Here is a 14,408-nt window from a genome sequence, read left to right as displayed (position 1 = left end):
TAATCGTTTTGACAAAAATAAGCCAAAAACATCTTTTTTCCTTTGCAACCTGCCGCTATAAACAAGAATAGCCCGGGAAAACTTCCGGGCTATCTAAAATGCTTAGCAAAATGGGGTTCAGCCTATAAGATGGCATCAATGATGGCGGTCACGATGGACAGCACCAAACTAAAAAGAATAGCGGTGATGATGCCACTGATATCAAAGCCGTCCAGGAGATAATCGGCCATGTACAGGATGATGGCGTTGATGACCAGGAGAAACAGACCCAGCGTCAAAAACGTGATGGGAATGGTCAGGAACACCAGAATGGGCCGTACCACCGCATTGAGTATAGCTAACACCAAAGCCAGCAGAATGGCGCTGGTGATGCCGTCAATGGTTACGCCCGGGAAAAACTGTGCCAGCACCAAGGCCACAATGCCGGTGATGATAATCTTGAGGATGAATCCCATAGTAGTGGTAGGTAGTAGGTTATAAAGAAGCTTCTAATCGTTTCTGTGATACGGCCATCCAGTTACAGAGTTTGTATAGGAGGCGAGCACCCACATTCCCGTTCCACTCGCTATCACCTGGTGCTACTTCGCACAAATCAAACCCGATGATCTCTCTACCTGATTTCACCAGGGCTTTGATCAGATACACCGCCTCTTCAAACTCAAACCCACCTGGAACCGGGGTTCCGGTAGCCGGGCAAAGCTTAGGATCTAACCCATCAATGTCAAAGCTAATGTACACTTTCTGGGGTAGCTGGGCGATGATCTTTTTACACTGCTTGCGCCAGGAAGTTCCCTCGTACATTTTGGTTTTGATTTTGCTGTCATAGAACGTAGTGATTCGTCCGTTGGACTGGTCCACCAACTCGGCCTCGGCCTGGCAAAGGTCCCGAATGCCTACCTGTACCAGCTTTTTCACCTGCGGCAATTTGAGTGCATTGAACATGATGGACGCATGCGAATAGGTGAAGCCTTCGTAGGCGTCGCGCAGGTCGGCGTGGGCGTCTACCTGCAGGATTCCGTATTCTTCGTGCTTTTCGGCCAAAGCGTGCATAAAGCCCAGCGGCGTGCTGTGGTCGCCTCCCAAAACGCCTACCAGTTTGCCTTTCTCCAGGTACTTCAAGGTTTCGCGTTTAGACCATTGCAGGAGCTCCTCGCCTTTTCGGTTTACTTCTGCCAAAGTAAGGTCAAAACGGTTGGGCTGTCCGGGGCTGCCGGTTTCCAACCACTCAATGTAGGCTTCAGTTTTCTCCCGCAGACGCTGGCTTTCTTTTGCCCAGTCTTCCGGCATGGTAGGCATGTGGATGCCCAGATGCCAGGCATTGGGAAGTTCCGGATCGAAAAGGTCTAATTGCGGAGAGGCATCACGCACGGCGGCGGGGCCTTCGGCGGTGCCGGCGTTGTAGGAAACAGTCACTTCCCACGGAATAGGAAAAATCACCACCTCAGATTCTTCCTCGGTGAACGGAAGTCCAAATAGGCCACTGCCAACATCCCCTACGCCGTTCTGATCGAAAGAGGTGATTTTCTTGTGCTTTGAATCGCACATGGTGGGCATGTTTATGCTCATAAAACTAGGCTTTAGAGGAAAGTAAATCTTTTACGAAATTAGGTAAGGCGAAGGCGGCTACGTGAATGTCTTCGTTGTAATACCGCAGTCCCTGCTCTCTGGAGAAAGCCGCTGCGGCCTCCTGATTGAATTTCTTTGGATGCACGCTGCCTTTGGCGCTGAACGAAAAGCTCCAGGTACCGGTAGGATACGTTGGGATGGCGGCCAGGTAGCAGTGCACGTTTTCCTGCCCAAAAATTCCTTTATAAGTATCAAAAATCTCCACGAACACGTTGGAGTTGAACCTTGGCGATTCGCTTTGGGTAATCATCACGCCTTCTTCGGTCAGGCAGCGGTGTACCTCGGAGTAGAACTCGGCGGTAAACAAGCCTTCGCCAGGACCAACCGGATCTGCTGAATCCACGATGATCAGGTCAAAGGCTTCGTTTGCGCAATCCTGAATGTATTTGATGCCGTCTTCCACCAGCAGTTTGAGTTTAGGGTGGCCGAAGGCGCTTGCAGTTTCCGGTAAGTGCAGTTTGCAGGCTTCAATCACCAGTTCGTCAATCTCTACCAGCACCACTTCGTCAATGCTGTCGTGGCGAAGAAGTTCACGTACGGTACCGCCGTCGCCGCCGCCAATCACCAGGGCACGCTTCACATTGCCGTGGCTAAAGAACGGTACGTGGGTGATCATCTCGTGGTACACGTATTCGTCTTTCTGGGTGCACATGACCATGCCGTCTAGGGTGAGCATGTTGCCGTAGGCCAGCGTCTCAAACACCTCCACTTTCTGGTAAGGCGATTGCTTTTTGTACAATTGGTTTCCGGTGTGTTTTAAAGAAAGGGCGATGTTTTCGTCGCGCTCGGTAAACCAGACATCGCGGGTAATGCGCGGGATGCTAGCCACCGGTTGACCGGAGTCACGGGCCTCCACGGTAAAATCAGTGCGTTTGAGCAGGCTCTGTTGGCCTCTCAGGCATTCCATGGAAGAACCGTGGCTGGCCTGAAACGCTTCTATGAGGTAGTTATAGGAAACCCAGGGGTCTACGGAATCGCCACAGGTAAACAAATCCACGGCGGCATAACCAAATTCTGGCCAGGTATGAATAGCCAAATGGCTCTCCTGAATCACGACCACACCCGAAACGCCATAGGGAGAAAAGTGGTGGAATGTGCTGTTGATGACGGTGGCCCCCGCGGTCTCCGCCGCCGCCACCATGCTGTTTTCAATGTGTACTACATCGTTCATCAACTCAGGCGAGCAATTGTAAAACTCCACCAGAATATGTCTTCCTAAAGCGTCCATAGGCGTTTTTCTAATTCATGTAATTGTTCAGACGCGCAAAACAACAAAAAAGATACTGCATTGGAAAGTTAGATAATAGTTGCGTTTACGGGCTCGTTTCCTGAAAACGGCTTTAAAACCGCTTCAACTCCCTTTTACTTAGAAGCAAAAGAGCCGCACAGGGCGGCTCTTTTGCTTCTACTATTTACGATAACTACTTGGTGAGGAAGTTATAGGAACGGATGATCTCCAATATTTTGATAAACGTGTTGGTGTCAAAAAACAACAGCAGTGGTAATTCTACCATCTGGGTATTGTTAGTGAACTGGGTGATGACGGTGAACACCAGCGGTTGGAACAAAGGATGATCGGTGAAAATCCCTTTCAGTGACTCCGCGATGTCATGCTTGGGGGCCACGGGAGGCGAGCCGTAGATGTTGGACTTGAGGATATTGGCCAACTGCGTCACCAGAGCGCCGGTGATGATGTTGCTCACCTCCAGTAAAAGCGATTCCTGCATTTCGGTGAGCGGGTCACTGCCTTTCACCGACATCCCCAGACACACCTTAGAGAGTTGCTCCACGTGCAGTTCAGAAAACAGCATCAGGGTAGACCCGTTCAGCTCGCCTTTGATATCTGACTGGATGATGGTGTGCGAGTTCTCGTAGGCCCGAACAATCTTCAGGAGCTCTTCTGCCTCCATCAGCTGCAAATCGGGTACTTTCAACAAAACACGATCTTTCGCAATAACTGCAAACGAGTCAGCTGCCCTGGCCAGGCCTATGTTCAGGATCTCTTTGATAATATCCCGCTCTAGTTCATTTACTTGAAGCTCCATGAATCAGGCTATAAAATTGTTGTTTCCCATCTCCTCTTACCTTCTGGCTATAAAGTAACGGGTTATGGCGGCCACATCCAGCACCAGGCACACCTTGCCCGATCCTAAAAGGGTTACCCCCGCGTAAATCTCAATCGTGTTCACCGGTTTGCTCAGGGCTTTGATCACAATGTCTTGCTGACGCAGCAGCTTGTCAACGATCAAACCAAGTTTCCGGTTGTTGTAGGTCACAATGATGATGTTCTGTACATCACCCTCCAAATCGGTTTTCTTAACGCTATAGTCGTGGAGGTCTGTATTGAACAGTTCCCGCATAGACACAATGGTGATGGTCTCCCCGTTGATGTCCGCCACCAGCAATTCCCCCACTTCGTGCAATTCTTCAGTCGGCAACGCCACCACAGAATCTGTGTGCATCAACGGAATGGCGTAGAAGTTCTCTTCCACCTGGCAAAGCAAAGCGCCTTTCACCGCAATGGATGTGGGCAGGAAAAGCGTGAACGTGGTGCCTTCCCCTTTTTTGGAATCTACCCGGATTCTGCCACCGATGGAATCAATGGCGTTTTTCACTACATCCAACCCTACTCCTCTTCCAGATACCTCCGTCACTTCTTTGGCCAGGGAAAACCCCGGTTCAAACAAGTAAGAAAGCACCTCGGTGTCACGTAAATCTCCAGCGGCATCGGAAGAAAGGAACCCTCTTTGCACGATGGCGCGCCGAACTTCGTCCTGGTCAATGCCTTTGCCGTCATCGGTCAATTTCAAAATAACCGTGTCACGGTCATTCTGGGCTGAGAGCGTAACGTTGCCGTTTGGCGTTTTCTTGGCCTTTTTCCGAACATCGGCCTTTTCTATCCCGTGCGAAATGGCGTTCCGCATGAGGTGCAAAAGGGAGTCGGTGATGATCTGCAGGATGTTTCGGTCAATCTGAATGTCAGACCCTGAAATCTCCAGGTTGATCTCTTTCTTTTCCGCCACGGCGATGTCCCGCACAATGCGCGGAAACTTGTTGAACAACGAGCCCACGTTAACCAGGCGCGCATCCATGACACTGTACTGCAACTCCTCGGTGATGCGGTACAAATGGGCGCTCACACTCTTAAGGTCATCGTTGTCCAGTTCCTTGCTGATGGAGAAGATGCGGTCACGGTCAATGATCAGCTCCCCTACCAGGTTTAGCAAATGGTCCAGCTTTTTGATCTGAATATAGATCAGGTCAGAAAGCGACAGGTTTTTGGAGGTATAGTATTTCTGAACCTTTGCCAGTTCAGAAGAATTCTCTGCCTGTGAATTGATGATGATGTCCAGGTTGCGGAGCAAAGCGGGGCTGGGCTCCACTTCCTTGCTTCCGTCAATGCCGGTGATCATCTCGCCCAATAGGTCAATCCCGTCAAAAAGCACCGTTACCACTTCATCGGTGAACATGAGCTCTTTGTTCCGGATGAGGCCGAAGGCGGTTTCCAGTTTATGCGAAATGTCCGCGATGGCCTCGTACCCGATGGCTTTGGCGTTGGCCTTAAGGTTGTGCAGTAACCTGAATACCTCCGCCAGTAATTGCTCGTCTTCCGGGCTTTTCTCCAGATCACTGATGTGCCGGTTCAGCGCATCATAATACTCGAGAGCCTCGGCTATAAATATCTCTTTATATTCCTGATCTCTCGACTTCATCCTACCAGTTTCTGTTGGAGCTCGTGGCTCATATAGCGGTTCGTCACGAACCGGTCCATGATGGAATTTATCTGCCCAATGGGGAAAACTCCATTTACGACACCATTTTGAATCGCGGATTTTGCCATCCCAAAAATGGTGGAGGTTTCTTTGTTCTGAGCGATCACCACACCGCCCTTGTTGATGATTTCGCGGGCACCTTGGGTTCCGTCACTACCCATTCCGGTCATGATCACTCCCATCACCTCGGTTTGGGCGCAGCACGCAGCAGACTGCATGAGTACGTCTACCGACGGGGAATCCATGGCTTCTGACGGTTCCAGCCCAATGGTGAGTTGATTAGGTCGTAGCGATCTTCTCTGTACCCGCATGTTCTGCCCGCCCGGAGCAATCACGATTGTGCCCGCGGAGAGAACCATGCCTTCATAGCCTTCCTCTACCCGCCACGGGGTTTTTTTCTGTAACCTCTTAGCCCAGCGTTTGGTGAATTTCTCGGGCATGTGCACCGCCACTAACACCACCGTAGGTTGCGAAATGGATAGGTCTTTGACCAGGTATTCCACAGCCGCCGTACCACCGGTAGAGGCGCCAATCACCACCACCGTCAAAGGAGCTTCTACCGCCGGAGCAGAAGTCAGCAAGGTATTGGTATACTTTAGCCACCGACCCTTGCCGCGTTCCTCTGTTTTTTGGGTAAAGTTGACCGCTGAAAAACCATGCACCAGCTCCCTTAATTTGGACATAAGCCCAGCCTTAATCGCCTCCCGAGTAGTTCCTTTCGCTGCCCCAGAAAGGTTTCCATTGCCGCCCACCCGATCAAAGGTGTGGGAGATGGATGTTCCGTTTTGGGCCAGGTTTTGGGAAACCATGAGTAAAATAGAAGACTGCTCCCCGTATACCCTTCTAAACAAAGGTACCCGGCCGCTCATGGTCAGGCCATAATGGGTCACGATCAAGTCGGGCTGAGAAGAAAATGCCTTGTGCAGCAATTCCTCCTGCGTCTGGGCAGTATCTACCACCTCAAACTGAGGTTCGGCATCTATCATTCCAGAAAGCACGAGCCTTGAGCGTACGGAGGAATCCCCAATTAAAACTCTGACCTTGGTTTGGTGCACAGGGAGAAAGTGTGGTGCGTTTTAAGCCTGTTTTTTCTATTCTTCTTTGAAAGCGTTGTTCAACGCCTCTAACACTTTGTCTTCTGAGAAAGGCTTGATGATGTAGTGTAGCGCACCGTATTCGGCGGCTTCGTTCATGATCACTTCCTGCCCTACGGCGCTCACAATCACTACTTTCATGTCTGGGTTGTCCTGCTTGATACCTTTCAAAACATCCAGGCCGGTGTTGTCTGGCAGAATCACGTCAAGGGTTACCAGATCCGGAATTTTCTCTTTAGCCATCTGCAGGGCGGTTTTCCCGTCTGGAGCCTCACCTACCACATCATAGCCCGCGTCTAGCAGCATGTTCTTCAACATAGTGCGCATGTAGAAAGAGTCATCTACAATTAAGATTCTTTTTTTATCCGTGATTTCCATAAGTAAATAGGTCAAGAAATAAGCACTATGATTTCAACTGTAAAACTTCTTCTGAAGTTAGAATCTTGAAGATGTCCAGCACAATGATGAGCCGATCTTCATACTTCCCTATGCCTTCAATGAAGTTTTCATTGATGTTGATGTCCTGAATAAAAGAGGGTGCTTTGTCAATGCTGGAGACCGGCAACGTCAATGACTGCGGTACCTCATGCACAATAAAGCCCATGGTATAGTCTTTGGCTTCCATCACCAGAGTGTAGGTATGCGGCGAGGTTGCCCCAGAAGGACGCTCAATTCTGAAGCGCTCTTCCAGGTTCATGATCGCGATGATATCTCCCCTGATGTTGGATACTCCTTTGATGAAGGAAGGCGTTTTGGGCATACGGGTGATCTCTGGCGTAATGGTTACCTCTTTCACCTGATCAATCCGCACTCCGTATTCCTCATTGCCCAGTTTAAAGACAATGAGATGCACCTTCTCCTCTACTACCTTCTCTTTTTTATCTCGAATGTTCTGAGATTCCATTATTCCTGACCTCTGTTTTTAAGCGTCCTTTTGCTTGCGATTTTCTTGTCAAAATCTGCGTCATTTGCCTCATCTCCGGTGAAAGAGCGCTTACGGGCATTTGGCACCGCCGACAATTTGCGTCCGTTCCGGTTAGGGAAAACAAGGTTGCCGTTCACAAGTTTAAAGGCCGAGATACTGATCTGCAGGTCATCGGCGATGTCGTTCAAGCGCTGGCTGGAAGAGGTCAATTCCTGCATAGAACCTGACAGTTGCTTGGCGGTTCCTGCTACTTGCTGCGTACCAGAAGCGGTTTGCTCCGCGATGGCTACCACTTCTTCCACGTACTTCACAACGTCTCCGATGGAGGTTTTCTGTACCTCGGTAGACACCAAAATGTCCTGGGCACTGCGGAGTGTTTCACCGCTGGAAGTAGCAATGTTCTTAAAGGCGCCGGAGGCTTCAAACGTGGCATTCTTTCCTTTCAATACCCGGCCTTCCATGGTCGCGATCGCCGCTGCTGCGGATGAGGTATCCTTCTTCACGTCATCTACCAGCGTGCTGATCTCACTCGCTGATTTACGGGAACCTTCTGCCAGTTTCCGGATTTCCTCGGCTACTACCGCGAATCCGCGTCCTGCCTCACCGGCTCTGGCCGCCTCAATGGCCGCGTTCAAGGCCAGCAAGTTAGTCTGCGCCGCAATGTCGGTGATCACACCCAATGATTTAGAGATCTCCTGGCTACGGGTGCTAAGTACTTCGATGGTTTTAGCAGTAAGCGCAGCAGAAGAAGAAATTTCCTCCATGTTGCGCACCACCTCGGCCACTGTTTTCAGACCTAACTGAGAGGTTTCCTCACCCATTACCGCCGAACGGTTCACCACATCGGCTTTGTTCGCGGTCTCCTTGGTGGCCTTCATGATTTCCTCAATTAGTTTGAAGGCCTGGTCAGTTTTCAAGGCTTGGTTCTGCGCACCTTCGGCCATTTGCTGCATGGCCAAGGCTACGTCTACTGTAACGCGGTTCATCTCCAATCCTTTTTCCGCCATCTCTTCAGAAGACGAACCAACGATGAGTGAGGAATCGTTGATTTCACCCAGTAGCGCATTCAGGTTGTCCACCGCCAGGTTTAAGGCGTTGGACATGGCCAGGATATCACCGGCGGTATGGATTTCTACTTTCTGGGTTAAATCACCCTCAGAGATAGAACGTACCACACGGGACACTTCCAACACCGGCGTCACAATGGACTCTAACAGGTCGTTCAAAGTATCTACCAGTTCTTTCCAGCTTCCAGACACACCATGCACGGTGGCACGCTCGGTCAATTTACCTTCCACCCCGGCTACTCTGGCCACCCGGCTCACCTCACCCGCAAGGCGGTTAAGGTCTTCCACCATGCTGTTGATGGTATCGGCCAAGTCTGCTAATTCGCCTTTGGCTTGTAAGGTTAATTTTTGAGTTAAGTCACCTTTAGATACTGCAGTTACTACTTTCACGATTCCGCGTACCTGAGTCGTCAGGTTAGAGGCCATGATGTTCACGTTATCGGTGAGGTCTTTCCAAACCCCGGCCACATTCGGCACGGAAGCCTGGCCACCTAAGCGACCTTCAGTACCCACTTCAAGGGCTACCCTGGTTACCTCACCGGCAAAGATGTTCAGGGAGTCCACCATCTGGTTCAGGTTGTCCTTCAGTTCGGCTAACTCACCCCGAACATTCACCGTGATTTTCTGGGTGAGGTCACCTTTCGCTACCGCAGTCGCCACATTCGCGATGTCACGTACTTGAAGCGTCAGGTTAGAGGCCATGGTGTTAACATTGTCAGTCAGGTCTTTCCAAACCCCGGCAACGTTCGGCACTTTGGCTTGTCCGCCCAATCTTCCTTCGGTACCTACCTCCAAAGCCACACGAGTTACTTCACCCGCGAAGATGTTGAGGGAGTCCACCATCTGGTTCAAAATATCTTTCAGTTGAAGGATTTCACCCTTCACATTCACGGTCATTTTCTGGCTCAGGTCACCTTTCGCCACTGCAGTCGCTACATTGGCAATATCCCGTACCTGAGAGGTTAGGTTAGAGGCCATGGAGTTCACGTTGTCGGTGAGCATCTTCCAGGTACCGGCTACGTTAGGCACAGAAGCCTGTCCGCCCAGTTTACCCTCGGTACCCACTTCCAAGGCAACACGGGTTACCTCACCGGCAAACACGTTCAGGGAGTCCACCATCTGGTTTAAGATGTTCTTCAACTCTAAGAGCTCTCCGTTAACATTCACCGAGATCTTCTGAGTCAAGTCACCTTTTGCTACTGCAGTCGCCACATTGGCGATGTCACGTACTTGCAGTGTCAGGTTGGAGGCCATGGAGTTTACGTTGTCAGTCAACTCTTTCCAGGTACCACGTACTTTTGGCACGTTCGCCTGGCCTCCCAGTTTACCTTCGGTTCCCACTTCTCTTGCCACCCGTGTAACCTCATCAGCGAAGATGTTTAGGGAATCCACCATTTGGTTCAGGTTGTTTTTCAGCTCAAGGAGTTCCCCTTTAACATCTACCGTGATTTTCTGGCTCAAGTCACCTCTAGCAACCGCGGTCGCTACATTGGCGATGTCCCGTACCTGCGAGGTAAGGTTACCAGCCATGAAGTTCACGTTCTCTGTCAGGTCTTTCCAAACCCCACCTACATTCGGCACATTCGCCTGTCCACCCAAGATACCCTCGGTACCCACTTCACGCGCCACCCGGGTTACCTCTCCGGCGAAGATGTTCAGGGAGTCCACCATCTGGTTCAGGTTGTCCTTAAGCTGAAGGAGCTCGCCTTTCACGTCAACGGTGATCTTCTGGCTCAGGTCACCGCGTGCTACCGCAGTCGCCACGTTTGCTATATCTCTTACTTGAAGCGTCAAATTAGACGCCATGGAGTTAACATTATCTGTTAAGGCTTTCCAGGTACCTGCCACGTTTGGTACAGCTGCCTGTCCGCCCAGTTTCCCTTCGGTTCCCACTTCACGGGCAACGCGGGTTACCTCACCGGCGAAGATGTTAAGCGAGTCCACCATCTGGTTCAGGTTGTCCTTCAGCTGAAGGAGCTCGCCTTTCACGTTCACCGTAATTTTCTGGCTTAAGTCGCCGCGTGCTACGGCAGTTGCCACATTGGCAATATCGCGTACCTGCAATGTGAGGTTGGAGGCCATGGAATTTACGTTGTCGGTCAACGCTTTCCAGGTACCGGCCACATTTGGCACAGCCGCTTGTCCACCAAGTTTTCCTTCGGTACCTACCTCCAAAGCTACCCGGGTTACCTCACCGGCGAAGATGTTAAGCGAGTCCACCATCTGGTTCAGGTTGTCCTTCAGCTCGGCCAACTCTCCTTTTACCCCAACGGTTACTTTTTGGCTCAAGTCGCCTCTTGCAACTGCGGTAGCTACGTTGGCAATGTCCCGTACCTGAGAGGTAAGGTTCCCAGCCATAAAGTTTACGTTGTCGGTTAGGTCTTTCCAAACACCACCTACATTCGGTACGGTTGCTTGGCCACCCAACTTTCCTTCGGTTCCTACTTCACGGGCAACGCGGGTTACCTCACCGGCGAAGATGTTGAGGGAGTCCACCATCTGGTTCAGGTTGTCCTTCAGCTCGGCTAATTCGCCTTTTACTCCAACGGTGATTTTCTGGGTCAGGTCACCTTTCGCTACCGCGGTCGCCACGTTGGCGATGTCCCGCACTTGCAGCGTCAGGTTAGACGCCATGTAATTCACATTATCCGTTAGGTCTTTCCAAACCCCGCCCACGTTAGGTACGGTTGCCTGACCACCTAGCTTACCTTCAGTACCTACCTCCAATGCAACACGGGTTACTTCACCCGCGAAGATGTTGAGGGAGTCCACCATCTGGTTTAAAGAGTCTTTCAGTTGAAGGAGCTCTCCGTTTACATTTACTGTGATTTTCTGGCTCAGCTCGCCACGCGCCACTGCGGTAGCTACGTTGGCGATATCCCTTACCTGAAGGGTCAGGTTGGAGGCCATGGAGTTCACGTTGTCGGTCAGTTCTTTCCAAACACCCGCTACCTTAGGTACATTAGCTTGTCCACCCAAGATTCCTTCTGTTCCTACCTCTCTAGCCACGCGGGTTACCTCGTCAGCGAAGATATTAAGGGAGTCCACCATCTGGTTCAGGTTGTCCTTCAGCTCGGCTAATTCGCCTTTCACGTTTACCGTGATCTTCTGGGTCAGGTCGCCTTTCGCTACCGCGGTGGCCACGTTGGCAATGTCACGGAGCTGAGAGGTCAGGTTGGAGGCCATGGTGTTCACGTTATCAGTGAGATCTTTCCAAACCCCGCCTACGTTTGGCACTTTCGCCTGACCACCTAGTTTTCCTTCAGTACCCACTTCACGGGCTACCCGGGTTACCTCGTCCCCGAAGATGTTCAAAGAGTCCACCATTTGGTTGATGTTCTCTTTCAGCTGAAGCATTTCCCCTTTCAGGTCCACCGTTACCTTTTGGTCCAGGTTTCCCTGGGCAACGGCAGTCGTTACTTTCGCAATGTCACGTACCTGAGAAGTCAGGTTAGACGCCATCGCGTTTACATTATCTGTCAATTCTTTCCAGATACCGGCTACGTTTGGAACTGAGGCTTGTCCACCCAGTTTACCCTCGGTACCTACTTCCAGGGCCACCCGGGTTACCTCACCGGCAAATAGGTTCAGGTTGTCAATGGTACGGTTGATGGTTTCGGCCATAACCTTGAAGTCACCGGACACCGGAATCTGGAACGTCTCGTCCAGGTTTCCCCGTGAGATGTTCTTCAATACCTTACCTACCTCCAATACCGGAACGGCGATGGAGTCTACCAGGCCGTTGATATTGTTGATCATGTCTTTCCAGAAACCAGAGGCGCTTTCGGCAGAGGCACGGGCTTTCAGGTTTCCCTCTACTCCGGCTACTTTTGAGATACGCGACACCTCACCTCCTACGCCCCCGATCATCTCCACCATGGAGTTGTAAGCTTCGGCAATCTCAGAGAAGATGTCGTTGTTCTGCTTGGTCAAGCGCACAGAGACGTCTCCTTTTTTAAAGGCGTCAAGGGCGTAAAGCACGCGGTTCAGCTGCTCATTTATATAGTCTGAATCCTGGGTCTGGGTCTGGCGCGGAGAATTACTTTTTCGGGCCTGATCACTACCTGGTTCTGAGAGTACTTTTTCTATTTTTTCGTCTTTTTGTTGCTCCAATGTTTTTCCTCCAGCACGAGCCTTGGCCACAGAAGACTTCCCGTTCGGCTCTGCCAGGGGAAGGTCCGTCACGGAAGTGATTACTTCCGGCACAGGCGCTTCCTCGGGCTGGCTTGTTGCCGGTTGGTCTACCGGTACTTGGGCCAGGGCATCCGTAGGTGCCTCAGCAGGTGTACCGGCCTCCGTCTTCCCAATCAGTTTATCCTTGTTGAGTTTCAAGTTTTTACCTAAAGCCATTTTATTTTTGAATTGAAGAGCGTTTTTTATCCTCTGCGGCAAAAAGTTCGCCGATATATCTATTTCTGATGTCTACTTACTTTGACATCCTCGCAATTTACTAATAATACAAGACTTCTAATAATTCCCCGGCTATGGAATAGTGATAAATTCTTTCGCCAAACCCAAATAATCTTTGGCGCCGTAAGAGGACCCGTCGTAATCCAGCACGCTTTGCCCAAAGGAAGGCGCCTCGGCCAGTTTCACATTCAGCCTGATGCGCTGTTGGAAGATATATTCGTCCACGTTCTCTTTCAGGTAATCCTCTATTTCGGTACTCAACTTGCGGCGTTTGTCGTACATGACCACCACAATGCCCTTTACTTTCAGTTTAGAGTTCAAGGTTTCTTTGATCTGCTGCACCGTGTTCAGGATCTGGCCCAACCCTTGCAAAGTCAGCACTTCCATTTGTAGGGGAATCAAAACTTCATGGGAAGCAGCCAGGGCGTTCACCGTAAGCAGCGACAACGAGGGTGGGCAGTCAATAAGGATGTAGTCGTAGTCCTGCACCTCAACAAACATATGCTGCAGGAATTTCTCGCGCTCCTCATGGTTCACCAGGGAGATCTCCACATCTACCAACTCATTGGTGCCCGGAGCCACGAAAAGACCGTTCCGCTCCTGGATACAGTCTTTAAGTTTGTCTTTGCCGGTAAAAACGTCTGCGAGGGTGCAGGCCGGCTCGGTGATGCCCAAGGAATAAGAGAGATTGGCCTGAGGATCTAAATCGATTAACAACACGCGTTTGCCCAGTTTCTGAAGGGCGCTTCCTAAGTTAATGGTAGTGGTGGTTTTACCAGTACCCCCCTTTTGGTTGATGACCGATACGATAGTTGCTGCCATAGGTTACAGAAAAAAGAAAATTATTTTCTTGGGGTGGAACGAGCCGCTAAACTACAAATAATTATAAGCCTGTTTCACTGTTTTGGGCTTCTTTTCAGGGAAACAGGCTAAAATGAATTTACTCGCGGTATATAGAATGGAGTTTGCAGGTACCCGCACGCAAGTTTTCCCAGGAATAGCCGTTGAAATGCAGATGGGCAACGGTGGCCGGGCTGAACGACACCTCTTCATGGGTGAGCGCCGAAGCCAAAAACGAGATGGTGGGGTTGTGCCCCAGCACCAGCAACGTGTCTACTTTATCCTCCACCCCGTGCACCAGTGTGATCATGTCTTGCTCAGAACCGTAGTAGATTTCCCTTTCAAATTGAATGGGGATTTTAGAATTCATTTCCTCCAGCAGGTTCTCCAGGGTCATGCGGGTTCTTACTGCCGAGCTACACAGCACCAGTTCTGGCAGCAGGGCCTGTTCTTTGAGCCATAAGCCCGCCTCGCCTGCCTGGCGCTGTCCGAAGAGCGTGATTTCCCGGTCGAAATCTGTTTGGCCAATAGCTTTGTCTGCCGCGGTGGCGTGGCGCATTAATAAGAGATTCTTCATGCGTGTTTGTCCTTAAAAAAACCTTTTTACCCCCCTAAGGTATATTCTTTTACCTCATTGGAACAATCGGCATAAAGATAGTGGTTGGATTGTCTC

11 protein-coding genes are annotated in these 14,408 nt (G+C 50.7%); all 11 read right to left on the bottom strand.

The features are described from left to right. Positions 1–122: 122 nt before the first annotated feature. The 11 genes from EFB08_RS16405 to EFB08_RS16355 all read right to left on the bottom strand — a co-directional run bounded on the left by EFB08_RS16405 (position 123) and on the right by EFB08_RS16355 (position 14,312). The gene (locus EFB08_RS16405; protein WP_123128051.1) at positions 123–455 is read right to left on the bottom strand and encodes a phage holin family protein; all 333 of its coding nucleotides are present in this window, start codon (positions 453–455) and stop codon (positions 123–125) included. Between the two features lie 19 nt (positions 456–474). Continuing rightward, positions 475–1,566: an agmatinase family protein gene (locus EFB08_RS16400; protein ID WP_227006370.1), complete on the bottom strand. Its 1,092-nt coding sequence runs from the start codon at positions 1,564–1,566 to the stop codon at positions 475–477. Positions 1,567–1,570: 4 nt separating this feature from the next. Continuing rightward, the gene (speE, locus tag EFB08_RS16395) at positions 1,571–2,854 is read right to left on the bottom strand and encodes a polyamine aminopropyltransferase (protein WP_123128050.1); all 1,284 of its coding nucleotides are present in this window, start codon (positions 2,852–2,854) and stop codon (positions 1,571–1,573) included. 193 nt (positions 2,855–3,047) lie between these two features. Beyond that, a complete protein-coding gene (locus EFB08_RS16390) occupies positions 3,048–3,671 on the bottom strand; it encodes a chemotaxis protein CheC (RefSeq protein ID WP_123128049.1) in 624 nt (207 codons plus the stop codon). A gap of 36 nt (positions 3,672–3,707) precedes the next feature. Continuing rightward, positions 3,708–5,339 carry a chemotaxis protein CheA gene (locus EFB08_RS16385; RefSeq protein ID WP_123128048.1) on the bottom strand — a complete coding sequence of 544 codons (1,632 nt, stop codon included), beginning with the start codon at positions 5,337–5,339 and terminating at the stop codon, positions 3,708–3,710. Beyond that, on the bottom strand, positions 5,336–6,385 hold the full coding sequence (locus EFB08_RS16380; protein ID WP_123128047.1) for a CheB methylesterase domain-containing protein: 1,050 nt from the start codon (positions 6,383–6,385) through the stop codon (positions 5,336–5,338). The genes EFB08_RS16385 and EFB08_RS16380 overlap by 4 nt, the downstream gene beginning before the upstream one ends. A gap of 105 nt (positions 6,386–6,490) precedes the next feature. Beyond that, positions 6,491–6,871: a response regulator gene (locus tag EFB08_RS16375; RefSeq protein WP_123128046.1), complete on the bottom strand. Its 381-nt coding sequence runs from the start codon at positions 6,869–6,871 to the stop codon at positions 6,491–6,493. Between the two features lie 25 nt (positions 6,872–6,896). Then, positions 6,897–7,397 carry a chemotaxis protein CheW gene (locus EFB08_RS16370; protein ID WP_123128045.1) on the bottom strand — a complete coding sequence of 167 codons (501 nt, stop codon included), beginning with the start codon at positions 7,395–7,397 and terminating at the stop codon, positions 6,897–6,899. Further along, on the bottom strand, positions 7,397–12,817 hold the full coding sequence (locus tag EFB08_RS16365) for a HAMP domain-containing protein (RefSeq protein ID WP_227006369.1): 5,421 nt from the start codon (positions 12,815–12,817) through the stop codon (positions 7,397–7,399). The genes EFB08_RS16370 and EFB08_RS16365 overlap by 1 nt, the downstream gene beginning before the upstream one ends. A 150-nt stretch (positions 12,818–12,967) precedes the next feature. Beyond that, positions 12,968–13,717 (bottom strand): ParA family protein, encoded by a 750-nt coding sequence (locus EFB08_RS16360; RefSeq protein ID WP_123128044.1) that lies wholly within the window; start codon positions 13,715–13,717, stop codon positions 12,968–12,970. Positions 13,718–13,835: 118 nt separating this feature from the next. Further along, positions 13,836–14,312 (bottom strand): SixA phosphatase family protein, encoded by a 477-nt coding sequence (locus EFB08_RS16355; protein ID WP_123128043.1) that lies wholly within the window; start codon positions 14,310–14,312, stop codon positions 13,836–13,838. Positions 14,313–14,408: the final 96 nt, after the last annotated feature.

The organism is Rufibacter latericius, assembly GCF_003721515.1.
GTDB classification, from domain to species: Bacteria; Bacteroidota; Bacteroidia; order Cytophagales; family Hymenobacteraceae; genus Nibribacter; species Nibribacter latericius.
The sequence above is the reverse complement of the archived record's forward strand: the minus strand, read 5'-3'. Positions and strand labels throughout refer to the sequence as shown.

Excerpts from the sequence above, each read along its gene's own strand:
- EFB08_RS16360 (WP_123128044.1), bottom strand. The coding sequence starts at position 13,717 with ATGGCAGCAACTATCGTATCGGTCATCAACCAAAAGGGGGGTACTGGT.
- EFB08_RS16385 (WP_123128048.1), bottom strand. The coding sequence starts at position 5,339 with ATGAAGTCGAGAGATCAGGAATATAAAGAGATATTTATAGCCGAGGCT.
- EFB08_RS16370 (WP_123128045.1), bottom strand. The coding sequence starts at position 7,397 with ATGGAATCTCAGAACATTCGAGATAAAAAAGAGAAGGTAGTAGAGGAG.
- EFB08_RS16355 (WP_123128043.1), bottom strand. The coding sequence starts at position 14,312 with ATGAAGAATCTCTTATTAATGCGCCACGCCACCGCGGCAGACAAAGCT.
- EFB08_RS16390 (WP_123128049.1), bottom strand. The coding sequence starts at position 3,671 with ATGGAGCTTCAAGTAAATGAACTAGAGCGGGATATTATCAAAGAGATC.
- EFB08_RS16375 (WP_123128046.1), bottom strand. The coding sequence starts at position 6,871 with ATGGAAATCACGGATAAAAAAAGAATCTTAATTGTAGATGACTCTTTC.
- EFB08_RS16380 (WP_123128047.1), bottom strand. The coding sequence starts at position 6,385 with ATGATAGATGCCGAACCTCAGTTTGAGGTGGTAGATACTGCCCAGACG.
- EFB08_RS16400 (WP_227006370.1), bottom strand. The coding sequence starts at position 1,566 with ATGAGCATAAACATGCCCACCATGTGCGATTCAAAGCACAAGAAAATC.
- EFB08_RS16405 (WP_123128051.1), bottom strand. The coding sequence starts at position 455 with ATGGGATTCATCCTCAAGATTATCATCACCGGCATTGTGGCCTTGGTG.
- speE (WP_123128050.1), bottom strand. The coding sequence starts at position 2,854 with ATGGACGCTTTAGGAAGACATATTCTGGTGGAGTTTTACAATTGCTCG.